The organism is Thiocapsa sp. C2-2m (assembly GCF_041903745.1).
Classification (GTDB): domain Bacteria; phylum Pseudomonadota; class Gammaproteobacteria; order Chromatiales; family Chromatiaceae; genus Thiocapsa; species Thiocapsa roseilacustris.
Genome location: NZ_JBBWVD010000054.1, coordinates 1 through 24,509, shown reverse-complemented (window position 1 = coordinate 24,509; position 24,509 = coordinate 1). Strand labels below are relative to the sequence as shown.

The window sequence follows — 24,509 nt, the reverse complement described above, 5'->3', positions numbered from 1 at the left end:
GGGGTGGCCGAATGGCCGTGGAATCAGTGGCCGGATCGCCGTGGAACGGGTGGCCGAATCAGCGTGGAATCAGTGGCCGAATGCCCGTGGAATGGGTGGCCGAATGGGCGTGGAATACGCATGCTGCCTGGCTCGCCCCCGGCTCTAGGGGCCGTGCAACCCGATGGACCCAGGCACGGAGCGCCGCGTCACGCTGCCCGAGCGTCATCCATATGGTCGCCCACGAGTCGGTACCCGCGAGCATGAATCAGTCGCCACGTCTCCTCCGCTTACTGCCCTTCCTGCGCTGGTGGCCCTATCAGGGTGCCACCCTGCGGGCTGATTTCATCGCCGGGCTCACGGTCGCGCTGGTGCTGGTGCCCCAGTCGATGGCCTACGCCCAGCTCGCCGGGTTGCCGGCCTACTTCGGGCTCTACGCCGCCTTCCTGCCAGTGGCCGTAGCGGCGCTGTGGGGCTCATCAAACCAGCTCGGGACCGGCCCGGTGGCCGTGGTCTCGCTGCTCACCGCATCGTCCCTGGCGCCCTTCGCCGCGGTGGGCTCGGATCAGTTCATCGCACTCGCGGTGATGCTGGCGCTGATGGTCGGCCTGATCCAGCTGGCCCTGGGCGTCTTCAGGCTGGGGGTGGTGGTGAACTTCCTGTCCCACCCGGTGATCGTCGGCTTCACCAATGCGGCAGCGATCATCATCGGCCTGTCGCAGATCAACAAGCTGATCGGTGTGCCCCTGGGGCGCTCGGAGTCCTTCATCAACGACATCTGGGGCGTGGCGCTGCTGGTCGGCGACACCCACCTGCCGACGCTGGCCATGGGGCTCCTGGCCTTCGTCATCATGTGGGCCTTGAAGAAGAAAGCGCCCAGGCTGCCCGGGGTGTTGATCGCGGTGGTGGTGACCACCCTCCTGTCGTGGCAGATCGGCTTCGAGCGCAATACCAGCGCCAGCCTCGATCAGATCGCCGAGCCGGATGCCCGCACCCTGCTCCAGGCTTACCTGGACACCGAGGCGCGGGTCGCGGCCCTGGATGCCGAGCTGGCGGCCAAGGGCGCGGAGCTCCAGCGTGCGCACAAGACCGGGGGGGCGGCGCTGCGCGACGAGGCGCGGCTGGCCTACGAGATCGAGCTGCTCAGGCTGCAGCACAAGGACCGCGTTCAGGAGAACCGCAAGCGCAGCCGCGCCCTGCGCAGCTTCGTATTCGAGCAGGTGTCCGGTCCCCGGGGCACCCTGTACTACGCCCGTGGCGCGCTGCCCGAGGGCGCCGAGTCGGACGGGCGGCGTTGGCGCATCACCCGCGCCCTGCATGGCGAGGGCGGTGCCATCAGTCTTGCGGGGGGCGGGCAGGTGATCGGAAAGATCCCCGAAGGCCTGCCCTCGCTCAGCCTGCCGAGCATCTCGTGGGACGCCTTCGGTTCCCTGCTCTCGGCGGCCATCGTGATCTCTCTGGTGGGCTTCATGGAGGCGATCTCCATCGCCAAGGCCATCGCGGCCAAGACCAAGGCCAAGATCGACCCCAACCAGGAGCTGATCGGCCAGGGACTGGCCAACCTGGTGGGCAGCCTGTCCCAGTCCTTTCCGGTGTCCGGGTCGTTCTCGCGCTCCGCGGTGAACATCAACGCCGGCGCCCGTACCGGGATGTCGTCGGTGATCACCGCCGCATTCGTGCTGCTGACCCTGCTGTTCCTGACGCCGCTGCTCTATCACCTGCCCCAGGCGGTGTTGGCGGCGGTGATTATCATGGCGGTGATCGGCCTGATCAACTTCCCCGCCATCAAGCACGCCTGGCAGGCCAACCGGCACGACGGCATCGCAGCCGTCGTGACCTTCCTGTCCACCCTGGCCTTCGCGCCGCACCTCGACAAGGGAATCCTGGTGGGTGCCGGGCTGGCCATCGGGCTCTATCTGTACCGCACCATGAGCCCGCGGGTGGCCATCCTCGGCCGCTTCCACGACGGCACGCTGCGCGACGTGAAGGTCAACAAGCTGCCGGAATCCAAGGTGGTGGTCGCCGTACGCTTCGACGGGCGGCTGTACTTCGCCAACGTCTCCTACTTCGAGGAGGCCATCCTCGAGGCGGCGGCGGACCACCCGCGGATCTCTTACCTGCTGGTGGTCGCTGACGGCATCAACGAGATCGACGCCTCGGGGGAGGAGGTGATGCACCACGTGGTGGAGCGCCTGCGTGCGAATGGGATCACGGTGATGTTCGCGGGCCTCAAGAAGCAGGTGCTGGACGTCATGCGCGCCACGGGGCTCTTCGCCTACATCGGCCAGGGCAACATCTTCCCCACCGCCGATCAAGCAATCCAGGCGGCCTACGCCGCCGCGGATGCCGCGGGCGTGCAGCATGGGGCGACCCTGCTCAGAAAGGACTCTGCCCCCGCGCCGGGTGCCGGTCCCTAGCCGCTGGGGCGTCTAGGGAAACGCTGATCAAATGCGAGCAATTCCCTCTGCTGTTGAAGTCGATCTACGACGCCGTCGACGAAATGGAACTGTGGGGAGCGCCAAGTTCAAGTGAAGGCAACACAGGGAGATCGAGTTGCTCTGTTAAGCGAACCAGAGCACTTGCTTGTCCTCCGCCTCAATCGCGATGGCACGTTCTCCGAGGAATACAACGGTCCAGGGTCATTGGTGTGGGCATTGGTGTGGGCACTTGTAAGCCACAAGCCGAGGCCCAGAAACGGCCAATATCAGGTTCGTTTATCTGCCCTCCGTCGGCTCATGAACGATGTACCGCAACATGCACGCTTGGCCAGATCGGAGGCCTAACTACACCATAAAATCGGACGTGCAAAACGCCGCTCGGCTCTGCTTGTGCATCGCACATGTCGAACGTTTTCCCTGATAAACGATGCAGAAAATAGGTCGTGCTTGGGCTATTCGGAGAGTTACCGCCAGCGTCCGCAACGCGCGTTGAAGAGTCACTCGGCTTGACTTGACGTGCGACGGGGCGTGCGAAGATATGGGTAATCGCATGGGCGAATGCCGCCATCGCGGCTTGCCTGCGCGGTCAAGCCGTTCCGCTCATGGGTACGACCTTGCTTGCCGAGTACGAGGATATCCTCGGGCGCCACTCGCTGTTCTCCCGCTGCAGTCTCACTGCCGAGGAGCGTGATGAGTTGCTGGATATCTTCTTAGCGATGTGCGAGTGGACGCCGATCTATTTCGGCTGGCGGCCCAATCTCCGGGACGAGGGCGATAATCGTCGGATGGAGTTGGCCGTTGCCGGCGGTGCGTGTTTGATCGTGACGCGCAATCTCCGCGACTTTTCGCGCATGGAGCTGCGCTTTCCCTCATTGCGGGCGGTCAGCCCCGAGGACTTCCTGAAGGAGTTGCAGACATGACCTCAGTAACCGTCAGCTTGCCCGACGAGACCTACCGGCGCCTGGATGAAATCGCACGCGTGCGCGGCACCAGTATCGATCGGCTCTTCGATGAAATGGCGGCCCTGATGGTGGCGGAGTCGGACGCCGAGGCCCGCTTTCGTACCCGAGCGCGACGGGGACATGGCAAAGCCGAGCGGGGGCTCGGGTTGCTGAGTCAGGCGGCCGGCCAGCGTGGCGAGGACTAGGACCCATCCCGGGATCTTTCCAAAGCGATAATCCACGCAGTACCGGCAAGACATCGACCGGCTCCCCGAGTGATTTGTGGTGCTATCGTATCGGGGACGACCGGGTGATCTGCGAGATTGACGAACCACAGGAGGTATCCATGAACTGGCCGCTTCAAGAACAACAGGATCGCTTGAATCAAGTGGTCGAGGAGGCGCTGCGCGCAGGGCCGCAGGTGATCACCGCCAACGGTGAAGAGACCGCCGTGGTCGTTTCCATCGAGGAATACCGTCGGTTGCAGTCTCCCTCCGACACGCTGGCGGATTTCCTGATGCACTCGCCCTTGCGTCGGAGCGGCATCCGCATCCAACGGGACCAGGATCTTGAACGGGATCTGAACCTGTGAGGTTCCTCCTCGACACCAATGTCGTGTCGGAGTTTGCCAAGGACGAGGTGGACCCCGGTATCCTGCGTTGGCTGTCGCATGGCGACGAGCAGGCGATGGTGATCAGCGTCGTGACGATCGGTGAAATCGAAAAAGGCATCGCCTGGATGCCGCAGGGCAAACGTCAGCGGGCGTTGGAGGTTTGGCTGCAATCGAGTTTGGTGCCCCGCTTTCGAGAGCGCATCCTCCCGCTAGAGCTCGAAGACCTGCAGCGTTGGGGTCGGATCATCGGATCGGCACTCAAAGCGGGGGCGCCGCTCCCGCAGATGGATACGCTGATTGCCGCAGTTGCCATGAATCGCGACCTGATTTTGGTGACCCGAAACACCGATGATTTCAGACGAACGGGCGTCAAGCTGCTCAATCCCTGGAGTTGATCGCGTGCGCGAGGGCTGCGGACAGTCCGATCGGAGCCTGACACGACCACGCTAGTGGGTTGCCGTGCAACGCGAGAGCACATGACGGCGAACGGACTTAGCCTTGCGCTCGCTGATCTTGTCCGGATTGGCGCGACGGGTCTTGATTGCACCGCCCGCGAGTCTCGCTCGGCAGTGGCAAAGCGAGCTGGCGAGCAAATTCCGCCAGACCGTTTTGAGCGCGGCGAATCGAGCCCCTTACGAGCACTGGCTCAAGCAGGGCATCACGCCGACCACCGCGAGTCTGAAAAAACTCTTGCGCGCCATCTTCCCATCCGCACCGCTCTCAAGGGAGATGATGCGCCACAACCGCGCCGTGCTGCGCGTCTACCAGGAACAGGGCGAGCTCACTCCAGACCGCGGACTTGCTGGTCATCTTCGATCTACCCTGGAACCCCGCCAAGGTGGAGCAACGCATCGGGCGCATCGACCGCATCGGTCAGCTCCACCCGGACATCTACGTGCAGAACCTCTGCTATCTGGGCTCGGTCGAGGAGATCGTCTACGACCGGCTGCTGAACCGCTTGGGCAGCATGATCTCGGTGGTGGGCGATCAGCAGGTGTCGTTGCTGCCGGTCACCGAGGAGGATTTCCGCCGGCTTGCCACCGGCGAGGTCACCGAGGTGCAGCTGGAGGCCGTGGCCCGCCAACGGATTGTCGTCTCGCAGCAACGCATCCGCGAGACCGAGTTGAGCGGCCAGGAGATCTACGAGATCTACCAACGTTTGGCGCAGACGCATGCGGCGGAGCGCTTGCCCGCAACCTCGGATGGCATCTGGAGTGTTCTGAACGAATCGGCCGCGCTACGGGCATTGGGGTGTGCCGTTGCCGCAAACTTGTCGGGCACGCAGCATGGGCCGCTGTTGCTGCGGGGGGCTGCCGGGGATCGTCGATGGGACGGCGTTGACCGTCGAGCGCACGCTCTATGACGACGGGATCGCGTCACTCGGGCCGCGTCTGCGGTTTGCGACCTACGGCGAGCCTGTTTTCGATGCCATCCTCGCCATGAGTGCCGACTGGCAACCCCCTGGCTGTCTGCGGCGGATCGCCGTCACACCACAGGGGCTAGATGTTGAGTACGTGGCGTTCGTCGCCGCCTGTGCGCAGGGCGAGGGGACCGCGCTGCGCGTCCCGGTGACCTACGATCGCGTCACGACGGACTTCGTTTCGTTCGATAGTCAAACGCAAGATCAGCGAGGAGAACTTTTGGGTCGATCCCGCGCTGCCTCGACTGTTGAAAGCCGTCCTGGATGCGGCGGCTCGCGTCGGTGAGGGGATCAAGAAGAGGAAATTGGATCTGAGCGCGGACGCTGGGTTGAGCAGGGTCGCCAGCGAAATGAAGCGCGTGCTCGACTAAAGAAGAGATCTAACCTAGCGCTAAAGAGTGGTGCCGAGGAGAGGACTCGAACCTCCACGAGCTTTCGCCCACATGGACCTGAACCATGCGCGTCTACCAGTTCCGCCACCTCGGCAGGATGTTCCGGGGATGTTCCGAGAGGGCCACCCCGTGACAAGGCGCGAATATTAGTGAGACAACCCAAGGGTGTCAAGGCTACACTAACCTTTTCCGAATAAGAACGAGCCCAAGTGACAAGACGCCGAAATTCGACAGCCGCCAAAGAAGCGGACCCCCATCGCCAGCGTGAGGCGAAAAAGTACGCCAACCCCATCCCCAGTCGCGAATTCATCCTCGAAACACTCACCAATCTCGGCGCACCGGCCGGTGCCGACGAAGTCGCCCGCGAGCTTAACCTCACCGATGAGCAGGATCTGATCGCCTTGGAGCGCCGACTTGGTGCTATGGTGCGCGACGGCCAGCTGGTGCGTAACCGCAACCAGGCGTTCTGTTTGGTCAACCGTCGCGATCTGATCGCCGGTCGTGTCATCGGACATGCGGATGGTTTCGGTTTCGTGCGCCCCGACGAGGGTGGCGACGACCTCTACCTCTACCCTAAAGAGATGCGCGCGCTGTTTCACGGCGATCGCGTCGTCGTACGTGTCGCGGGACGCGATCGACGGGGCCGGCTCGAGGGTGCGGTCGTCGAGATCTTGGAGCGCAAGACGCGGACCGTGGTCGGGCGGCTCTACAAAGAAAGCGGTGTCGGCTTCGTCGCGCCCGACAACAAGCGCCTGACCCACGACATCATCATCCCGAGCGACCGGATCGCCGGCGCCGAGCAGGGCCAGATCGTTGTCGCCGAGATCACGGATCAGCCGACCCAGCGCACCCAGCCGATCGGTCGCATCCTCGAGGTCCTTGGCGACCACATGGCGCCCGGGATGGAGACGGACATCGCGATCCGCGCCCACGATCTGCCGATCGAGTGGCCGGAGGAGGTCGAGGCCGAGATCGCTGGGCTCGGCAGCGAGGTGCCGGACGCGGCGAAGGAGGGCCGGACCGATCTGCGCAAGCTCCCCCTGGTCACGATCGACGGGGCCGATGCGCGCGACTTCGACGACGCCGTCTATTGCGAGCGCAAGCCCAAGGGCTGGAAACTGCTGGTCAGCATCGCCGATGTGTCGAGCTATGTGGTGCCCGGTACGGCACTGGATACTGAGGGCTATTCACGCGGCAACTCGGTCTACTTCCCGGACCGGGTCGTCCCGATGCTTCCGGAGGTGCTCTCCAACGGGCTCTGCTCGCTCAACCCGCATGTCGATCGTCTCTGCATGACCGCCGAGCTCTACATCAACGCCGAAGGCAAGGTCACGCGGACCCGCTTCTTCGAGGGCGTCATGCGCTCGCATGCGCGGCTGACCTACGATCAGGTCGCCGCCATGATCATCGACGGCGATGCCGAGCTGTGCGAGAAGCACGCGGACCTGCTGCCGCACCTGCACGAGCTCTACGCCCTCTATCAGACACTGCACCAGGCGCGCGCCGAGCGCGGTGCGATCGACTTCGACACCGTCGAAACCAAGTTTGTCTTCAACGAGCAGGGACGCATCGCCGCCGTCGTGCCGTTGGTGCGCAACGAGGCGCACAAGATCATCGAGGAATGCATGCTGGCCGCGAACGTGGCTGCAGCGCGTCTCTTCGAGCGCAAGAAGATGCCGGCGCTCTTCCGCATCCATGACCTGCCGAACGCGGAGAAGCTGAGCGACCTGCGCGAGTTTCTGGGACAGCTCGCGCTCAAGCTCCCGGGCGGCGAGAAGCCGACCGCCAAGGACTATGCGGCGCTACTTGAGATGGTCAAAGACCGTCCGGACCGTGGCTTAATCCAGACCGTGTTGCTGCGCTCCATGCAGCAGGCGATGTACAGCTCGGACAATGTCGGCCATTTCGGTCTGGCCTACGACGCCTATACCCATTTCACCTCGCCGATCCGGCGCTATCCGGATCTGGTTGTCCATCGGATCATCAAGCACATCCTGCGCGGCGGGACCGCTGCCGACCTGGACTACTCCAAGATGGAGCTCCAACAGATCGGCGAGTACTGCTCGGGCACCGAGCGGCGCGCCGACGAGGCGACCCGCGATGCCGACGACTGGCTCAAATGCGAGTTTATGCAGGGCAAGCTCGGCGAGAAGTTCGACGGCATCATCACCAGCGTCAACTCGTTCGGCATCTTCGTCGAGCTCGACGAGGTCCATGTCGACGGTCTGGTGCACATCACCGCGCTCGACAACGATTTCTACCATTTCGACCCGATCGGTCATCGTCTGCACGGCGAGCGCACCGGCACCGTTTACCGTCTCGGCGATCCGCTGCGGGTGCAGGTTGCAGCCGTGAATCTCGACGATCGCAAGATCGACTTCGTGTTGGCCGAGTCGAGCGGGAAGGGCAGCAAGGCCGGGCAAGGTGGACAGGGTGGGCGCAAGTCCAATCCCAAGGCCAAGCCGACGGTTGCCGCGCCAACTCCGTCCGCAGCTCCGGCTGCGGCTCCGGTTCAGACAGACAAGCCCGCCGAAGGCGCCAAGAAGCCGCGCTCGCGCAACCGACGCAAGCGCAAACCGGCCGGCGCGGCGCCGACCTCCTGACCATGAAGGCAGCGCGACGCCCCGTCGTGATCCGCCGTGACGAGGTACGGCACCCCACGACGGGGCTGCACCCGGTCGGCGGAATCCACAGTGCGCGAGCCGCGCTCAAGTTCGGGAGCGAAGGGGTCGGTGAGCTTTGGCTCGACCGCAGTCGTCGCGACCGGCGCTTGTACGAGCTGGCCGATCTCGCGAGCGAGGCGGGCGTGAAGGTCCGCCAGGTCGAGCGCGACGAGCTTGAGCGTGCCGCCGAGGGCACCAATCACCAGGGTGCCGTGGCGTGGGTGCGTGTTCCCGCGGCCCGCTCCGAGCAGGATCTCGATCTGCTCCTCGAGCGCATCGAAGGCCCGCCCTTCCTGCTCCTGCTCGACGAGGTTCAGGATCCGCACAATCTCGGGGCCTGTCTGCGCACCGCGGAGGGTGCCGGCGTTCATGCGGTCATCGCCCCGAAGGACAATGCGGTGGGCCTGACGCCGGTCGTCTGCAAGGTTGCCAGCGGCGCTGCCGAGACCCTGCCCTATGTCCAGGTCACCAACCTGGCCCGGACCATGGGCGACCTCAAAGAGCGAGGAATCTGGCTTACCGGAACCAGCGGAGACGCCGACACCGAGCTCTATGCCGCCGATCTCACCGGACCGCTTGGCCTCGTCATGGGAAGCGAAGGCACCGGCCTGCGCCGCCTCACACGCGAGCACTGCGACCGACTGGTCCGGCTCCCCATGTGCGGGACAGTCGAGAGCCTCAACGTCTCGGTCGCCGCGGGCGTTTGTCTCTACGAGGCGTTGCGTCAACGCCGGTGAGCATCGTCACCCGAGTTTTGCGGGCGGTCTCGATTCGGCGTTTGGTACCAGTGTCAAACATGGGAATCTTACAGAGATTGATGAAGAGGTTAGATAGGAAAAAACTCTTTCAACTCTCATGCCCTTCATGCATGTTAAAAATTTCCACGTCGAGTGAAGCGCCGGTACTCCGGATTGGTATTACTGAAGTTGATCAGTGAGCCGACCTCACGAGCCGACGCGACATCTTCCTTGACAACGGACCGTACGCGTGGGCGTCAGCGCAGTCGACCGGCTCCGGCGTAGGGTTGGGCAGACTTCGTTCTCGATCGGTCAAGCGAGAACCCCCGTTTAGGGTGTTATCCGGCGAGCGTTCTCCCGAAGGGAATTGGATTCGGGAGAAGCGCGTACAGGAGCATCCGGATGCATCACTGCCTGTCGGACGATGCTCGGTGTCGGATCGACCGTGGTCGTCCCGCTCGCCCCTATCTGCGACCGGCCTGGCGCTACGGGCTGGCACAGGTCCTCCCCGCTCGTTACTCTTCTTCTCATTTCTCTTTTCTATCTTCTCCCCTTTTCTTCTTCTCTGCGGCCTGCTGGCCGAGCGCGGCCCGGAGGGCCCATGCCGATTCGCCTCTCGACGCTCCTGACCCTTGGCCTGCTCTCCGGCCTGACGCCCTTTGCCATCGACATGTATCTGCCGAGCCTGCCGGCGATCGCGCAGGACCTGGACTCGACCATCGAGTTGGCTCAGCTGAGCGTGACGGCGTACCTGGGCATCTTTGCTCTGGCGCAACTGATTTTGGGCCCGGCCTCGGACGTGCTCGGACGGCGCGCGACCATCGGCGGTGGTCTAGCGCTCTTTTGTCTGGGTGCGCTCATGTGTGTCTTGGCCGAGCGGATGGAGACGCTGCTGTTGGGACGCGCTGTCCAGGGGCTTGGGGGCGCGGCGGTGGCGGTGACGATACCGGCCCTGGTGCGGGATCTCTTCGAGCGCGATCAGTATGCGCGGGTGATGAGTCTGGTGATGTTGACGACGGCGCTGGCGCCCCTGCTGGCGCCGTCCATCGGCGGGGCTATCGTCTCCTATCTGGAGTGGCATTGGGTCTTCGGCGCGCTTCTGGTCTTGGGATTGACCGCGAGCGGGCTCTTCTTTCGGCTGATCCCGGAGACCCTTGCGCACGCGGATCGACACCCGCCCGAGCTGGCTCGGGTTCTGCGGAACTACCTGACCTTGCTCCGACATCGCGTCGGCCTGGGGTACTTGCTGACCGGGGCCTTCTCCTTCGGCGGCATGATGACCTATATCGTCACCTCGCCCTTCGTGTATATCGAGCTGCACGGGGTGCCGGTGGGCTGGTTCGGGGCCTTCTTCGGGGCGAATGTGGCCCTGGCGATGGTGGTGACCAGCCAAAATGCCCGGTTGGTTGTCCGTTTGGGGGCGGAGCGGCTGCTGCGTCTGGGGCTCGGGGTGCAGGTGGTGTCGGCGCTGATCCTGCTGGGGCTGGCCATCTGGGGGACGCCGCCGCTATGGGCCATCGTCGGCGCGACCTTGCTGTATCTCGGTATGGCGGGGGTGGTACTCGGCAATTCCATGGCCGGGTTTATGGCGCACTTCGCACGCATGGCCGGGACTGCATCGGCCTTCTCAGGGGCGTCGCGCTTTGGGCTCGGCGCGGTGATGGGATCACTCGTCAGCCTGATGCACACCGGGGATGCGACGCCGATGCTCTACGGTATGGCGATCTGCGGCTTGGCAGCGGGCGGGAGCTACTGGCTGCTGTGCTGCTTGTCTGTAAGTGATGGTTCGGCGATGGGGTGAGCGGGGTTGTTCATGGTAGCGAGGTGAATGTGCGAGCTTCGGCTGGGGGCGACGCGGTGGAGGATGGGTTTCGCTGCGCTCTACCCATCCTACGTTTTGGTTCGGGGTTTGGGGTGGGCTTCAAAGGTGGACGGGGTCGGCGGTGAAGACGATGGTGAGCCATCGGTCGGGTCCGGCACCGCCGATGGCGGTGCCGATTTCGGCGCGCAGGGCGTCGATCTGGGTCACGGGCAGGCAGAGGTCGGGCGGTACCAGGACGGAGATCTCGATAAATCGGGCGCGGCCGGTCTTGGAAAGATAGCTGCGATAGTCCGAAAAGCCGTGGCGGGCGACGAAGTCCGTCATGACCGAACGGATGTGTGCGTCCATGTCGCTCGGGCTGATCATCAGGATCTCGCCGAATGATTCGCGCGCTTCGCGGAAGGGCAAGGGCAGGAGAAAGAGTGCGACGATGGCCAGCACGACCGGGTCGACGTAGCGGATGAAACCTTCCGCGTCGGTGCCTTTCATCGCCAACGCCGCGCCGAAGGCAATCAGGAGCGCGGTGGTGATCAAGGCCGACATCAGCCACGCCTTCACGTCCAATCGCACCAGACCCGAGTCGATGCGCTCGGCCTGGCGGCCCATCCACCACCACATGGCGTAGGAGATCAGGGCGACGGCGCCCGCGTAGACGAGCGCCGTGCCGAACTCGGGTTCGTAGCCGCCCTTGAGGATGCTGTTCACCGCACTGAAGAAGGCGTAGGCGACCAAGACGATGAGCACCGATGCCTTCAAGGCGATGACCATCGGCTCCAGATGCCAGAATCCGTACTGGAAACGGCGATCGCCTTGGCTGGCGACCAACCGAGCCACGACAAGGGTTAGCCAGGTCACCGCGACATCGACGAGCGAGAAGAATCCGTCGAAGAGAATGGCGGTCGATCGGGCCAAGAGGCCGAACACGATGCCGAGCCCGGCGATCACGAGGGTTGCGCCCAACGAGATCCACAACAAGCGCGCTTCAAGCTCGCTTCGTAACTGCATGACGCGCTCGATCGATGCCATGGATCCTCTTCTCCATCGTCGCCGGTCACCCGCCGTGCGGCGTCGCTGCCGGGCGGTCGGAGTAACGGATTGGTCGGTGTCCCGGCTGCTGTGTATGCCGGGGTCGCTCGGGGGGCCACGCGGATGCGGGACCGCACGATTATAGGCGCGCATTGCGGAGCGGGGCAGGCTGTTTTAGGGTCGGCGTCGACGCCGGCGCCGGCGCGACACAGGGGAATCAGGATGCATCGACAGCGTTTCTCGGGTCTGATCCGGCCCGCCGATCTCGATCGATCCGACGACGCGCAAGCCGTCGTGGCCTTGCTGAATGCCTATGCCGGGGACGCCATGGGTGCCGCCGAGCCGCTATCCGAGGACGTGCAGGAACGTCTTGTGCCGGCCCTGCAAGGCGTGCCGGATCATCTGGTGCTCTTGGCCTTCGACGGGGAGGATGCGGTCGGGCTGGCGATCTGCTTCCGGGGGTTCTCGACCTTCCGCGCCAGGCCGCTGCTCAATATCCACGATCTGGCGGTACTTCCGAGCCATCGGGGCAGGGGTATCGCTACCGCGCTGCTGGCGGCGATCGAGGCGGAGGCGAGGCGTCGCGACTGTTGCAAGCTCACGCTCGAGGTACGAGAGGATAATCCGCGTGCCGAGGCGCTCTATCGCGCGCTTGGCTTCGGCGCCGGGAGCGCGGGCGAGCGCTCTATCCAATATCGATTCATGGAGAAGCGCCTCGGGCCGAGGGCTTGAGCATTGGTGAAGCGTCATCCGACGCGCGGCGAAGGGGCGCTTTTCGTGGTCGGGATGTGCTGACTTGGCTGCCGACCATCCTTTCTCGAATTTCTCTCACGGAGACACGGAGACACGGAGATCACGAGGGTCGTGTTGTCTCTCCGTGATCTTCGTGTCTCCGTGAGAGACTGTTTAACCTTCTCGACCATTCGACCAAGGAGTGACCATGTCCGCTCTGTTCCAACCCTTTACGTTGAAGGACGTGACGCTGCGTAACCGCATCGCCGTGCCGCCCATGTGCCAGTACTCGGCGATCGAGGGGCTCGTCAACGACTGGCATCGGGTGCATCTGGCCGGTCTCGCACGCGGCGGCGCCGGTCTGGTCATCGTCGAGGCGACCGCGGTGTCTCCGGAAGGGCGCATTACGCCTAACTGCACCGGGCTCTGGAACGACGAGCAGGGACAGGCGATGGTTCCGATCGTCGAGGCCATTCAAGCGGCCGGCGCCGTGCCGGGCCTTCAGATCGCTCATGCCGGCCGCAAGGCGAGCGCAAACCGTCCGTGGGAAGGCGATGACCACATCCCGGAAGGCGACGCGCGCGGCTGGCAGACCATTGCGCCCTCGGCGATCCCCTACGGTGCGAATCTCCCGAAGGTGCCGAAGGCGATGACGCCCGACGACATCGCACGGGTGCGCTCCGACTTCAAGGCGGCCGCAAGGCGGGCGCGGGATGCCGGGTTCCGCTGGCTCGAGCTGCATTTCGCGCACGGCTATCTGGGCCAGAGCTTCTTTTCCACCCATTCCAACAAGCGCGACGATGCCTATGGCGGGACCCTGGAAAACCGCTGTCGCTTTCTGCTGGAAACCCTCGATGCCGTGCGCGAGGTCTGGCCCGAGCATCTCCCGTTGACTGCACGTTTCGGCGTCATCGGATACGATGGACGCGACGAGGAGACCCTGGCCGAGTCGATCGAGCTGGCCCGGCAGCTCAAGAGCCACGGCCTCGATCTCTTGAGTGTGAGCATCGGCTTCTCCACCCCGACCGCTCGGATCCCGTGGGCGCCGGGTTTCCTTGCACCCGTCGCCGAGCGCGTGCGGCGCGCGTCGGGACTCCCGGTGGCATCCGCCTGGGGGTTCGACGTCCCGGAGATCGCGCAAGGCGCCGTGGCAAGCGAGCAACTCGACCTGGTGATGATCGGTCGTGCGCACCTGGCCAACCCGCACTGGCCTTACCATGCCGCCCGCACGCTGGGTGTCGAGCGTCCCGCCTGGATCCTCCCGGCGCCCTACGCGCACTGGCTGCAGAGTTACGGGAACCCGTAGGATGCGGTGAGGCACGAACCGCATCGTTCGCGGGAACCCACCGCCGGCCGTGGCAGGCGATGCGGTTCCTGACGTCACCGCATCCGACGGATTTGCGGAAAGATCAACGTAGGATGCGGTGAGGCACGAACCGCATCGATCGCGGGAACCCACCGCCGCCCGTGGCACGCGATGCGGTTCCTGACGTCACCGCATCCGACGGCCCTGATTCACCGCCCGACATCGCACCGGGTCTGCCAATGATTCGGTGATAGCATCCCGCCCGTGTTCGGTTCCATCCCGCCAACCCTGACCAAGGACCCTGTCATGACCTCGGATCTGGATGCCGTCGCCTTTGCCGTCAACCCCGAACCGCGTTGCGCCTGCCTGCTGGTGCTGGATGTCTCCGGCTCCATGGAGGGCGAGCGGATCGATGCCCTCAACGAGGGCCTGCAGGTGTTTCAGGACGCCCTGCGCCAGGACGAGCTGGCGGCCAAGCGGGTGGAGGTCGGCATCCTCAGCTTCGGCGACAGCGTCCGGATCGTCCAGGACTTCGTGACCGCCGATGAGTTCGTCGCCCCCACCCTGGTCGCGGACGGCGTGACGCCGATGGGCGAGGCGGTGGAGCAGGGCCTCGACATGATCGAGGCGCGCAAGCGTGTTTACGACGCCAACGGCATCGCCTTCTCTTCTACCGTCCCTGGCTCTTCCTGATCACCGACGGCTCCCCCACCGACACCTGGGACGCCACCGCCCGGCGCGCCGCCGCGGCCGATCGCGACAAGAAGGTCGCCTTCTTCACCGTCGGGGTGAGCGGCGCCGATCTCGGCATCCTGGCCCAGTTCTCCGCGCGCAAACCCATCCCGCTCAAGGGTGTTCACTTCCAGGAGATGTTCGTCTGGCTCTCGCGCAGCACCCAGGCCGTGGCCCACTCACAGGTCGGCGATATGGTCGCCCTGGAGCCGGCGCGCGATTGGGTCGTCTGACATGGCCTGGCGCCATAGCGGGGTCTCGGTGCGGGGCTCCTGGCATCTCAAGACCGCCACGCCCTGTCAGGACGCCCACGCCATCCTGGACCGCGCCGACCTGCTCGTGCTGGCCGTCGCCGACGGCGCCGGTTCGGCCCGCCACGCCGACCTGGGCGCGACGCTGGCGACGGCGCACGCGCTGACCTGGTTCGCGGACGGCTGGCGGCCGCCGGCGGATGCCGCCGCCTGGGAAGCCGATCTGCGCGACCTGCTGGCGGAGCTGCGCGCCGCCCTGACGGCGGAGGCCGGGCGCCTGGGCTGCTCCACGCGCGATCTCGCCTGCACCTTTCTGCTGGCCCTGGTCACCCCGACGGCGCTCATCGGCATCCAGGTCGGCGACGGGGCCATCGTCTACCGCCCGCACTCGGCGGGCGCGGCCGACGCCCTGGCCCTACTCATCGTGCCGTCGCGCGGCGAATACATCAACGAGACGGTCTTCCTGATCTCCGAGACCTGTCTGCAAGAGGCCCAGTTCGCCTATCGGGACGGCGCCCCGGAGGCCCTGGCACTGTTCTCCGACGGGCTCCAGATGCTGGCCCTGGACATGACCGGTCAGCCGCTCGCCCGTCCCCCACGCCCCCTTCTTCGACCCACTCTTCGACTTCGTGCGGGGTGAGCCGGACGCGGCGCGGCGCACGGCGCAACTGATCGACCTGCTGGAGTCCGAGCGCGTCTGCGCCCGCACCGACGACGACAAGACCCTGGCGTTGGCGGTGTGGACCGACGCATCTGTTTCGGAGCCGCCCGCCTAACGCGGCCCCGGCGCCGCCCCCGCGGGCCGCGCCCCGCCGTCGCCGGATGGACCCGTCCCCATGCTGCCAGCCGTCTATTCACTCGCCCGCAGTCAGCAGCGCATCGTCCTCGGCGCCGAGGTGGCGCGCGGCGGGGAAGGCGCCGTCTATACGGTTACGCGTCGCGACGACCTGGTCGTCAAGATCTATCACCCCGCCAAGCACCCGCGCCCCGGCAAGCTGGAGCGCATGGTGGACAACCCGCCGGACGACCCCACGGCCGCCCAGGGGCATTGCTCCATCGCCTGGCCGCGCGACCTGTTGCACGACGCCCGCGGCCGGGCCGTCGGCTATGTCATGCCCCGGATCACCGGTGGCGTGGCCCTGCATAACCTCTACAACCTCAAGAGCCGGCTCGTCAAGGTCCCCGGTTTCCACTGGCGCTATCTGCATGTGGCGGCGCGCAATCTGGCCTCCGCGGTGGCGGCCATCCATGCCAAGGGCTACTGCATCGGCGATCTGAACGAGAGCAACATCCTGGTCCAGCGCACCGCGCTGCTCACGGTGGTGGACACCGACTCCTTCCAGGTCCCCAACCCCGGCGGCCCGACCTACCTCTGTCCGGTCGGCAAGCCCGATTACACCGCCCCGGAGATCCAGGGTCAGGACTTTCACCAACTGCGTCGGACTGAGGAGCATGACCGTTTCGCCCTGGCCGTGCTCCTGTTCCTGATCCTGCAGGAAGGCAGTCACCCCTATCGCGGTCTGGGTCCGCCATCCGATCTGGGCGAACGCATCCAGCGCGGCCTCTTCCCCTTCGTGCCCGGCGCCGGCGCCAAGCCCCCGCCGCACGGCCTGTTCGCCGAGCTGGCGCCGCCTCTGCGCGAGCTGTTTCGCACCGCCTTCCACACCGGCCACCGCGACCCCGCGGCACGTCCCGGCGCGCGGGACTGGGTCAAGGCCCTGGACCAGGCCCAGGCAGGTCTGGTCGTGTGCAAGGTCAATCCGCAACACCAGTACTACGGCGGCGCGGGTCGCTGCACCTGGTGCGCCCGCCGTCAGGTGCTTGGCGGACTCGATGTCTATCCCTCGCCCTCGGCGCAGCGCCAGGCGCGTCCGGCCCCGCCGCCCGCGCGCCCACGACCCGCCCCGTCGCGGCCTTCGACGCCGCCATCCCCACCGGTCCAGCCGCGACCGGCGCCCACGCCGCGGCCCGCCCCGCCCCCGGTGTCGCCCGTCCGCGCACCCTGGCGGCACGCCTGGACCATCAGCATCCTTGCCGTTCTGGCCCTGCTCATGGTGGGCGGCGTCCTCTACAACCTGTGGATCAATTCAGCGCCGGCGCTGGTCGAGCAGGCGCGCGCCGCCCTCAACCGGGGCGACGAGACGGCGGCCCGCAGCGCCCTGGATCGTGCGACCCAGCAGGATCTCACGCCGGTGCTGGCCTTCCTGAAGGACCGCGCCGCGCTCTATCGTGAGTTGGCCGAGCGCGCCAAGGCACGCGGCGAGACGGACAAGGCGACACTGGCCCTGGCGGAGGCGACGCGGTGGCAGGATCAGTGGGCTGGCTTGGCCGCTGCGGTACCCCGCCAAGGCCCGGTCGGCACCATCGCCGAGACCCTTGTGGCGATCCCCGGCGGATCATTCCAGATGGGGTGCAGCCCAAGCGACAGTGACTGCGCGGATGACGAGAAGCCGGTCCACACGGTCCAGGTCGCCCCGTACCGGATCGGCAAATACGAGGTGACGCAAGCCCAATGGCAGGGCGTGATGGGCGAGAACCCGTCGGAGTTCCAGGGCGAGGATCGACCCGCAAGGCGTGCTGCGGGCCATGCTCTACTATCCGATGAGCAACGGCCGCTCGATCGACGAGATCCTGCGGCTGGTGAAGGCCATGCAGACCTCCGACGCCTACAAGGTGGCCACCCCCCGAGAACTGGCAGCCGGGCGAGCAGGTCATCGTCCCGCCGCCGGGCAGCGTGGAGGAGGCGAACGCACGGGTCGCGAGCGGCGAGTACGACTGCGTGGACTGGTACTTCTGCAAGAAATCGCTCTGAGCCAGGGCATCCGGCTTGAGTGATACGCACAGCCCCGGCCGACCGGCCTGGGCTGTTTGCGTTCGGGTCCGTGTGCGGTGAAACCGCTGTCGAGGGCCACCGGAACCGAGCCAGTTTCGGCCACAAAAATTCACCCGCGTGGACCCTGCGGCGCATGGCGCGCGTGGTCTGCATTCGGGTCTCGAGGCAAGGTTTACCTGCGCTTTTTAGGGGCATGGCTTCGATCTGCCCCGCGACGGATGGCGGCGGCACGCCGTTCGGTGCGATCCCGAGCCACGGTTGGAGCGCATCGAACAAGGCGGGGCGACTGACCGGCTTCAACGGCACCGGATCTCGCCAAGCGCAGGGCTCGGGTTGTTCCCGGCTCCTCCGAGAGTCCCCGGATACACGTCCGACGATCGGCAGTCGGCTGCTGTCGCCGAGTCGCTGCGCTTGGATGTGGCGGGAACCTGTGCAGCCATCCATGTCCGGGAGCGCGTCGTCTGCCGTTACGGCATCGATGCCCCATACGCGCACCGCGCAATCGCGCCTAGCGAGCAGGTTGCAGCATCAGTTGGTGGCGCGTTGGACCCGGCAGGAACGGGCTTGGCGCACCGGACACCCAGTCGTCATGGCCGCTTCGGTAGAAAGGCGACATCGGATGGCCGCTTTGCCCGGTCGGCATCTGCATGAGACCCTTTGCCTCGTCACCGGGTGAAACGGAGAACCGCTGCGAGGCACCGACGACCGGACTCTGCACGAGCGGCAGGTTCGCATCGCCCGGCAGCGCCTCGCGCGGCATGTCCAGCCATCCGGCCAGCCACGGAATGGCCTGACTGATCGGGTGGGCGATGTGCGCGGTATTCATCTCGCCCCAGGTTCGTTCAGACAGGGCACCCTCGAAGCGCTTCTCGAAGCTGTCGATGTTTTCGCGCACCGCGGCGAGCATCAGTGTGTCCCAGCTCTCGACGTTCGCGGGCAACAGATGCCGTGGCTTCTCCGTCAGAATCGACCACAAAGGCGCCTCGAACTGGTGACTGATCAGCAGATCCGCGTTCTCTCCGTGGAAATCCCTCACCGGAGTCGTCAGCGCAGAAAACACGTTCTGCCGCACCTGCAATCGGAACGCACGTACCAGTCGATAGCCGACGGAATCGGCGGACGCTGCGGGAATCCAGTTCTCCACCAGTGACCGATACTCCTCCATCTCGCGTCCGCCGGAGGCGAGCACCTCGAGCAGCAATGTTCTCCAGCGGCCGAGGAACAGCGCCTCGTGATCGCGCTGAATCTTCAACATGTCCTCCGGCGCAAAGCGGTCTTTCTCGAAGAGCCGGTCCCGGATCTGCTTCGCCCGTGCGCCAATGTCGTAGCCGCCATCCCCGATCTTCTGCAGCGCGTCACCATCGACGACGCGCGCGTTCGCCGTCCAAATCCGCTGCGACTCCGGATTGACGACGCGCGGATAGTCGGCCGCATCCAGCCAGCCCGTCCATCCACTCCCATTGCTCCAGTCGGCGGGAACCATCGGATCGTATCCACCCTTCACCGGGATCTGCCCGGCGATGCTCCAGCCAATATTGCCGTGCGCATCGCCCGCCACGAAATTCTGTGGCGGCATGCCCATCGTATTCGCGACGTCGAGTGCAGCATCGAGCTTCGCAACCGTTTCGAGCCCCAGGATTTTCAGGTTGACGGCCCGAGGACTGTGGGCGAGCCAGCGCACCGCCACTTCGCTGCCGGCAAATCGATTGCGGTCGTCGACGGGTCCCCAGCGGGTTTCCCGGATCTTGTACTCGACAGGATCCGCCTGCTTGACGTTGATCCACTCCCGATGCACGACAAACGCCTCGTCGCCGTCCGGCGTTCGATACGTCCCGGCCGTTGCACCCGGCCCGAGCACGACGACGTCGGACCAGTCGCCGTAGCTGTTCGTGTATCCCCACGCCACGCGGCCGTTGCTGCCGGCAACCACGAAAGGCGTGCCGGGCAGAGAGACACCGGTCACGTCTCGCTTGCCATCGCCCGTCGTGATCAGGCGAGCCCGGTAGTAGATGTTCGGGACCGAGAGGCCCAGGTGCATATCGTTCGACACCAGCGCCCGACCGTGATCGGTCAGCGCACCGCCGACCGCCCAGTTGTTGCTGCCTGCGAGCGCAGGGCTGTCCTGCTCTGTCGCCGGATTCGGGATGAGCTCGACGTCCCGGATCGCATAGTCACCGGCCTCCGGGATCGGAACGGCCGCGATCGGTCCGCCGAGAATCGGGGCATCCCAGCTCGTGCCGGTTGGATAGAGCCAGGCATAGACGTTCGTCGGCAGCACCGATTTCGCCAGCCCACGTTGCACATCGCCTCGCGCCCTGTCGTCGTTGAGCTGCAAAAACATCGCGTAGACGACGAGAATGGTGTCCTCCGTCGTCCATGCCTTCGGTTGTTCGCGCAACAACAGGTATTCGAAAGGACGCACCGACAGACTCCCGAGACCGGCATTCACGCCGGCGGCATAGGCGTCGAGGATGGCCCGCTCGGTCACCGTCAGTGCTTGGACGGCGGCCCGTGCACGTGCGCGGAATCGATGAAAGCGGTGACGCTTGTCGAGCGGCAACGTCGCCGCGCCGAGCATCTCCGAGAGCTCACCGGCAGCCTGGCGGCGAATCATGTCCATCTGGAAGAAACGATCTTGCCCGTGCGCGAAACCCGTCGCAAAGGCCAAGTCGCGTCGGGTCGATGCGCGAATCGTCGGGATCCCCTGTTCATCGCGTTCGATGCTCGCGGGGTGATCCAGACCCGCAACGGGAAACTCGCCGTCCAGCATCGGCAGACTGCCGCGAATCAGCAACCAGGCCGCGACGACAGTGGTCAAAACGACCGAGGCGACGCCGTACAGAAGGCGAAGGACCCAGATCCTCATCGGAGTTGGTGACCTCGCGGAAAAAGATGGCTTTGTTGCGGCGGGACCGACCGACGTGCAGGAGATTCGAACCTCCGCGCGTTCAGCGTGGTCCGGGATCCGAGGTTAGTGAGGGCTGGAGGGCCGGTCAAGGCCGAGCTAAGGGTGCCGGCCGTTCCCGTCCCGAACGCTTGGAATCGATCGGGATCAGCGCTGAAAGAGCAGACGTTCGCGCACCCCGAGTTGTGCCGCGACATGGCGGGCGACGGTCTGGTTGATCCAGTTGGGTTGGTGGGCGTCCGAGCCGATGACGAACTCGAAGCGGTTCACGTAGGGCCCGTAAAAGCGCTCCCAGTCGCAACGCCAGACATAGCGGTTGTTGATCTCCACCAGGCACTGCGGGGGAACCCGGTCGAGGTTGGTGTCGAGGGCATTGGGATGAGCAACGATGACCGGGTCGCCGCTCTCGAGCAGCCGCTCCAGGGCCCGGTAGTCCGCATCGCGATCGTAGCAATGGAAGATTCGGTAGTCGCAGGCGACCTGCAAAGCCGGCGAGACCCATGCGTGACCGTCCACCTCCGTGCCCACATGCAACCCGGCGGCGCGCACGGCCGCTGCGTAGGCGTCGAAGCGGTCGTGGATGTGCTCGAAATGGTCGCTGATGCCCACCGTACTCGCGTGGCCGAGTCGGGCGATCAGGTCAACCGTTTGCTCGGGGACCACCGCGCTATCGCCGGAGGACCAAGTCGTATGGATGTGAAGATCTTGGGGGAGCATCGGTAGGCACTCCATGGGACGGGCTGGCGCCCCCGAGCGACCTGCAGTGGACGTGTCCGACGGGGGTCCCACAATGCATTGCCGCCGGCAGTATAACCAAGGATGTCCGGCGGCCGACACCCACGTTCGTTGAAGCGGAGCTCGAATTCCGTGACACGGCCCCGAGGTCTCCTGCAGTTCGCCGCGTGGTACGGCGTGGTCGATCGGTGGCCGATCCGGGGGCAGGTCCGCGGTTCGGTCGCTGTGACCAGCACAGAGTCGGCGCGACGCATGATCAGCGACGCTGAGCCCCGTCATCACGACCGACTGCGAACTGCCCCATGCGGGCGCCGAACGCGCCAGCCGACCCAGGCGCGCAGGCCAAGATAGAGCAGGACGCCGACCAGGTTCGCGACCAGATCGAGCCAGGAAGACTCGCGATACGGCAGTGGCCACTGCGCCAACTCGATGACGACCCCATAGCCCAGCAGCAGCCCCCAGCGGGGCAACTCCCGGTCGCGACCCGGATAACCGCCGTCCGCCAGGGCAGCCATGACGAAGAAGGCCAGCACATGGTTGGCCTTGTCCCACGAAAAGCTCGCGGGCTCGGTGCCCGACGCGAACGCAAGCCAGGCCACCACCAGGACGCAACCCCAGAGCGCCAGCCGAAAGCCTTGCCGAAACACGCCCTCCGGCATCAAGACCAACATCGGGAGAGGTCCACCGGATGGCCTGCCAGGTCCGCCCCGGCGCGGACGCTGTGCGAGCCGATCGTCTGCAGCGCCGTCTCGCCGTTGCCGCAGCGAGTGAAGCCGGCGCGCGGCTCCATCGAAAAGGTTTCCAGAGGCTCTGCGATGATGTTATCGGGTTCGGGCATGAAGGGGCTCCAGGTGGCGTGGCGCTTGTGTGGGTTCCAGGTCCGATGGTCTCTGCAGTCGCCGCCTGACGCAAGACGCGCTGGCTCAGCCTGGGCAACCGGAAGACACCCGGACGGATTTACGAGCAACTGGAAGATCGCGCCGAATCCTGATGGCGCTCCGACGCTTGCCCCGTGTCCACCGGATCCGGCGGAACAGGATCCACTTCAAAAACCGCGGAAAGCGGTCTAGACTCCGCCCGTCAACGAAACGGATATGGATACTCGGACATGGATCCTTGCCGCTGGACCTCGCGCACCCGACCCCTCGACGCGACCGATGATCCCGAACATGACGATGACCACGACTGGTTCGCCCTCGGCGCTCTCTCCTTCACCGCTCCGCTCGACCCCCGACATCTGCCCCCGCTTGGACATCTCAAACTTCAACTCGCCTGGCTGATCGGATTCGCCACCGCTTGGTTCGGTGGCTGGAGCGGCGACGGAGAGGAGCCGGTCGACGATGATGTCACCCTCTACACGGCCATCACCGCGACGCTGCGCAATCACCAGCCCTTGCTCTTGGAGATCATGGCGATCCCATCGGTCGGCGAAAGCTGCGGACCTCATTGAGATCGGACGGCCCGGCGACCCGACCGCGTTCGCCAATCAGTTCCCCGAGAATCCGAGACGGAACGGGAGTGGATGCAGCGTCAATCCGAGTACGGCCTTACGGCCGATCGCGGGGAGAGTGACGCCGAAGACGAGGCGCTCGCAACCGCCGGTTGTCGCTTATTCTATTCCACGAAAATCTCTCAGGACAGTCAGCGCTGACCCTGCCGGATTCGTCCGCCGCTGTTGCGGGTGCCTGCGCTCCAGCTGGTCTTGGGTCGGTTCAGGCGACCCTAACGGCAGCAAACGGCCATAACCGGACCATCAGTTACGCTTCGTGACTGGCAGATTGATGTCGCATAGCGGTCGTTGGGGTCGAGATACTTGCGGAAATCCCGCTCCACGTATCCGGGTAACCCTGGCCCCGTCGGATCGTCGGCCAGGGCGAGGAAGGTTTCGAGGTGCTCCTGCACCAGCTGGTAGAACACCATCTCCGTCGGGCGGCGGCGCCGGTAGTGATCAAGCGCACGGCCCTCGCTTGGCCTGTTACCACACGCGGCTTTGCCCGCATCCGCGATCGCTTCCATTCACCGGAGGATAGGCTGGCCAGAGCGTGCAAACGTGGGCAAAGTCCCGGTTCGGGCAGCTAACTCCCCCCAGCCGATGGAGACGGTGCGCACCCAGGGCGCGGAGAACGGGGTGACGATGCGGTTGAGGTGATCGATGGCCGCCTCGACGACGGCCACGTTCCCCGCCCGCAGCGCCCCGATGGCCATCGCCTTCGTTCGCCGGGGTGCGCTGTCGCCCGATCTCGAAGGGGACGCGATTGTCGCTCTGCGTGGCTCCTGGGCGACACGGCCCCACGGTCGCGCATCCTGGGATCCGGCCACGCGGCGTGAACCGAAGCTGGTGCGCGTTCGCTTCGAGGACGGCGAGGCGCGCGCGGTCGACGACCTGATGGGCGACAGCGTTCCGAAGGCGCGAGGCGCATGGCGCGAAAAAATCGTGTGGGCGCACCAGCGCCACGAGGCGGTAGACCAGAGGTCGAGAGCCTCAGTCCCCCATTTTTCCCATTTTCACCCTATGTACAATGGATTCCATCGAGCAATAGCCTGTTCTGGCACGGCACAGCCGGGACGGCCAAGTGTATAACGAAACGCTATGAATGAAATTGGTCGCAATGGTTTTTACCTGGGGGACTCGTGGGTCTCTCCCCATGAAAGCCTGGTCAGGCGGGGGGATAAGTGCGTCCACCTGGAACCACTGGCCATGGACGTTCTGGTGTATCTTGCACGCCATGCCGGCGAGGTCGTGAGTCGTGAATCGCTTGAAACAGAGGTCTGGCGCGGCGCCTAGGCTGTTCAATTTCCCATCGGAAGGCCGAGAAATGTTCATGCAGTTTTCATGGCCGGTCTCAGGGCACGCCGACGGCGTGCGAGCATGGAGGGCCCGAGGTGCGTGTGGACCCACCGCTCGACATCGATGGTGCGCACCGATGCCATCGCCTCGCGGATGACCGGGGCTGTGAGTTCGCAGAGGAAGGCCGGAATCAGCA

The 24,509-nt window shown here is 65.3% G+C and carries 24 protein-coding genes, 1 tRNA gene and 3 pseudogenes; 21 read left to right on the top strand and 7 right to left on the bottom strand.

Annotation, left to right across the window (positions count from 1 at the left end; all coding sequences use genetic code 11):
- Window positions 1-212: 212 nt before the first annotated feature.
- From AADX97_RS26435 to AADX97_RS26400, 8 genes and pseudogenes are all read left to right on the top strand, one after another.
- Window positions 213-2,396, top strand: coding sequence for a SulP family inorganic anion transporter (locus AADX97_RS26435; protein ID WP_374239341.1), 2,184 nt, complete (start codon window positions 213-215; stop codon window positions 2,394-2,396).
- A gap of 108 nt (window positions 2,397-2,504) precedes the next feature.
- Window positions 2,505-2,762 (top strand): annotated as a pseudogene (locus AADX97_RS26430) (hypothetical protein); the annotation flags it as partial.
- Window positions 2,763-2,953: 191 nt separating this feature from the next.
- Window positions 2,954-3,337, top strand: a complete 384-nt coding sequence (locus AADX97_RS26425) for a putative toxin-antitoxin system toxin component, PIN family (RefSeq protein ID WP_374238630.1) — start codon at window positions 2,954-2,956, stop codon at window positions 3,335-3,337.
- The gene (locus tag AADX97_RS26420; RefSeq protein WP_374235252.1) at window positions 3,334-3,564 is read left to right on the top strand and encodes a ribbon-helix-helix protein, CopG family; all 231 of its coding nucleotides are present in this window, start codon (window positions 3,334-3,336) and stop codon (window positions 3,562-3,564) included. The genes AADX97_RS26425 and AADX97_RS26420 overlap by 4 nt, the downstream gene beginning before the upstream one ends.
- 140 nt (window positions 3,565-3,704) lie before the next feature.
- Window positions 3,705-3,950: a type II toxin-antitoxin system Phd/YefM family antitoxin gene (locus tag AADX97_RS26415; RefSeq protein WP_213456800.1), complete on the top strand. Its 246-nt coding sequence runs from the start codon at window positions 3,705-3,707 to the stop codon at window positions 3,948-3,950.
- Complete coding sequence (locus AADX97_RS26410; RefSeq protein WP_374235253.1) at window positions 3,947-4,366, top strand: type II toxin-antitoxin system VapC family toxin; 420 nt, start codon at window positions 3,947-3,949, stop codon at window positions 4,364-4,366. The genes AADX97_RS26415 and AADX97_RS26410 overlap by 4 nt, the downstream gene beginning before the upstream one ends.
- Window positions 4,367-4,764: 398 nt before the next feature.
- Window positions 4,765-5,334 (top strand): annotated as a pseudogene (locus AADX97_RS26405) (hypothetical protein); the annotation flags it as partial.
- Entirely contained in the window at window positions 5,309-5,677 is a 369-nt protein-coding gene (locus AADX97_RS26400; RefSeq protein ID WP_374235254.1) for a hypothetical protein, read from the top strand. The pseudogene AADX97_RS26405 and the gene AADX97_RS26400, both read left to right, overlap by 26 nt.
- 113 nt (window positions 5,678-5,790) lie before the next feature.
- Here AADX97_RS26400 and AADX97_RS26395 read toward each other — a convergent pair.
- Window positions 5,791-5,877 (bottom strand) — tRNA-Leu (locus tag AADX97_RS26395).
- A gap of 115 nt (window positions 5,878-5,992) precedes the next feature.
- Between AADX97_RS26395 and rnr the strand changes: the two genes are divergently transcribed.
- The 3 genes from rnr to AADX97_RS26380 all read left to right on the top strand — a co-directional run bounded on the left by rnr (window position 5,993) and on the right by AADX97_RS26380 (window position 10,984).
- Window positions 5,993-8,386, top strand: coding sequence for a ribonuclease R (rnr, locus tag AADX97_RS26390; protein ID WP_374235255.1), 2,394 nt, complete (start codon window positions 5,993-5,995; stop codon window positions 8,384-8,386).
- A 2-nt stretch (window positions 8,387-8,388) separates the two neighbouring features.
- Window positions 8,389-9,183: a 23S rRNA (guanosine(2251)-2'-O)-methyltransferase RlmB gene (gene rlmB, locus AADX97_RS26385; RefSeq protein ID WP_374235256.1), complete on the top strand. Its 795-nt coding sequence runs from the start codon at window positions 8,389-8,391 to the stop codon at window positions 9,181-9,183.
- A gap of 601 nt (window positions 9,184-9,784) precedes the next feature.
- A complete protein-coding gene (locus tag AADX97_RS26380; RefSeq protein WP_374235257.1) occupies window positions 9,785-10,984 on the top strand; it encodes a Bcr/CflA family multidrug efflux MFS transporter in 1,200 nt (399 codons plus the stop codon).
- A gap of 120 nt (window positions 10,985-11,104) precedes the next feature.
- On the opposite strand, the gene AADX97_RS26375 is transcribed toward AADX97_RS26380, so the two are convergent.
- Entirely contained in the window at window positions 11,105-12,031 is a 927-nt protein-coding gene (locus tag AADX97_RS26375; protein ID WP_374235258.1) for a cation diffusion facilitator family transporter, read from the bottom strand.
- A 222-nt stretch (window positions 12,032-12,253) separates the two neighbouring features.
- Here AADX97_RS26375 and AADX97_RS26370 point away from each other — a divergent pair, with 222 nt between their 5' ends.
- The 8 genes and pseudogenes from AADX97_RS26370 (at window position 12,254) to AADX97_RS26335 (ending at window position 17,864) form a co-directional block, all read left to right on the top strand.
- A complete protein-coding gene (locus AADX97_RS26370) occupies window positions 12,254-12,763 on the top strand; it encodes an N-acetyltransferase family protein (protein WP_374235259.1) in 510 nt (169 codons plus the stop codon).
- 208 nt (window positions 12,764-12,971) lie between these two features.
- Window positions 12,972-14,069, top strand: coding sequence for an NADH:flavin oxidoreductase/NADH oxidase (locus AADX97_RS26365; protein ID WP_374235260.1), 1,098 nt, complete (start codon window positions 12,972-12,974; stop codon window positions 14,067-14,069).
- Window positions 14,070-14,333: 264 nt separating this feature from the next.
- Window positions 14,334-14,762 (top strand): VWA domain-containing protein, encoded by a 429-nt coding sequence (locus tag AADX97_RS26360; protein ID WP_374235261.1) that lies wholly within the window; start codon window positions 14,334-14,336, stop codon window positions 14,760-14,762.
- Window positions 14,763-14,857: 95 nt separating this feature from the next.
- On the top strand, window positions 14,858-15,034 hold the full coding sequence (locus AADX97_RS26355) for a hypothetical protein (protein WP_374235262.1): 177 nt from the start codon (window positions 14,858-14,860) through the stop codon (window positions 15,032-15,034).
- A gap of 1 nt (window position 15,035) precedes the next feature.
- Window positions 15,036-15,692, top strand: coding sequence for a PP2C family serine/threonine-protein phosphatase (locus AADX97_RS26350; protein ID WP_374235263.1), 657 nt, complete (start codon window positions 15,036-15,038; stop codon window positions 15,690-15,692).
- Window positions 15,682-15,828: a hypothetical protein gene (locus AADX97_RS26345; RefSeq protein ID WP_374235264.1), complete on the top strand. Its 147-nt coding sequence runs from the start codon at window positions 15,682-15,684 to the stop codon at window positions 15,826-15,828. Before AADX97_RS26350 ends, AADX97_RS26345 begins: the two co-directional genes overlap by 11 nt.
- Before the next feature lie 60 nt (window positions 15,829-15,888).
- Window positions 15,889-17,748, top strand: a pseudogene (locus AADX97_RS26340) (SUMF1/EgtB/PvdO family nonheme iron enzyme); the annotation flags it as partial.
- 17 nt (window positions 17,749-17,765) lie between these two features.
- The gene (locus tag AADX97_RS26335; RefSeq protein ID WP_374235276.1) at window positions 17,766-17,864 is read left to right on the top strand and encodes a hypothetical protein; all 99 of its coding nucleotides are present in this window, start codon (window positions 17,766-17,768) and stop codon (window positions 17,862-17,864) included.
- 529 nt (window positions 17,865-18,393) lie between these two features.
- Here AADX97_RS26335 and AADX97_RS26330 read toward each other — a convergent pair.
- The 4 genes from AADX97_RS26330 to AADX97_RS26315 all read right to left on the bottom strand — a co-directional run bounded on the left by AADX97_RS26330 (window position 18,394) and on the right by AADX97_RS26315 (window position 22,363).
- Entirely contained in the window at window positions 18,394-20,751 is a 2,358-nt protein-coding gene (locus AADX97_RS26330) for a penicillin acylase family protein (protein ID WP_374235265.1), read from the bottom strand.
- Window positions 20,752-20,937: 186 nt separating this feature from the next.
- Complete coding sequence (locus AADX97_RS26325) at window positions 20,938-21,507, bottom strand: hypothetical protein (protein ID WP_374235266.1); 570 nt, start codon at window positions 21,505-21,507, stop codon at window positions 20,938-20,940.
- 296 nt (window positions 21,508-21,803) lie between these two features.
- A complete protein-coding gene (locus AADX97_RS26320; protein ID WP_374235267.1) occupies window positions 21,804-22,196 on the bottom strand; it encodes a hypothetical protein in 393 nt (130 codons plus the stop codon).
- A complete protein-coding gene (locus AADX97_RS26315) occupies window positions 22,184-22,363 on the bottom strand; it encodes a hypothetical protein (RefSeq protein ID WP_374235268.1) in 180 nt (59 codons plus the stop codon). Before AADX97_RS26315 ends, AADX97_RS26320 begins: the two co-directional genes overlap by 13 nt.
- Window positions 22,364-22,633: 270 nt before the next feature.
- Here AADX97_RS26315 and AADX97_RS26310 point away from each other — a divergent pair, with 270 nt between their 5' ends.
- A complete protein-coding gene (locus tag AADX97_RS26310) occupies window positions 22,634-22,975 on the top strand; it encodes a hypothetical protein (RefSeq protein WP_374235269.1) in 342 nt (113 codons plus the stop codon).
- Between the two features lie 272 nt (window positions 22,976-23,247).
- On the opposite strand, the gene AADX97_RS26305 is transcribed toward AADX97_RS26310, so the two are convergent.
- Window positions 23,248-23,541, bottom strand: coding sequence for a hypothetical protein (locus AADX97_RS26305; RefSeq protein ID WP_374235270.1), 294 nt, complete (start codon window positions 23,539-23,541; stop codon window positions 23,248-23,250).
- 574 nt (window positions 23,542-24,115) lie between these two features.
- On the opposite strand from AADX97_RS26305, the gene AADX97_RS26300 reads away from it, so the two are divergent.
- The gene (locus AADX97_RS26300; protein WP_374235271.1) at window positions 24,116-24,310 is read left to right on the top strand and encodes a transcriptional regulator; all 195 of its coding nucleotides are present in this window, start codon (window positions 24,116-24,118) and stop codon (window positions 24,308-24,310) included.
- The last annotated feature ends 199 nt before the right edge of the window (window positions 24,311-24,509 follow it).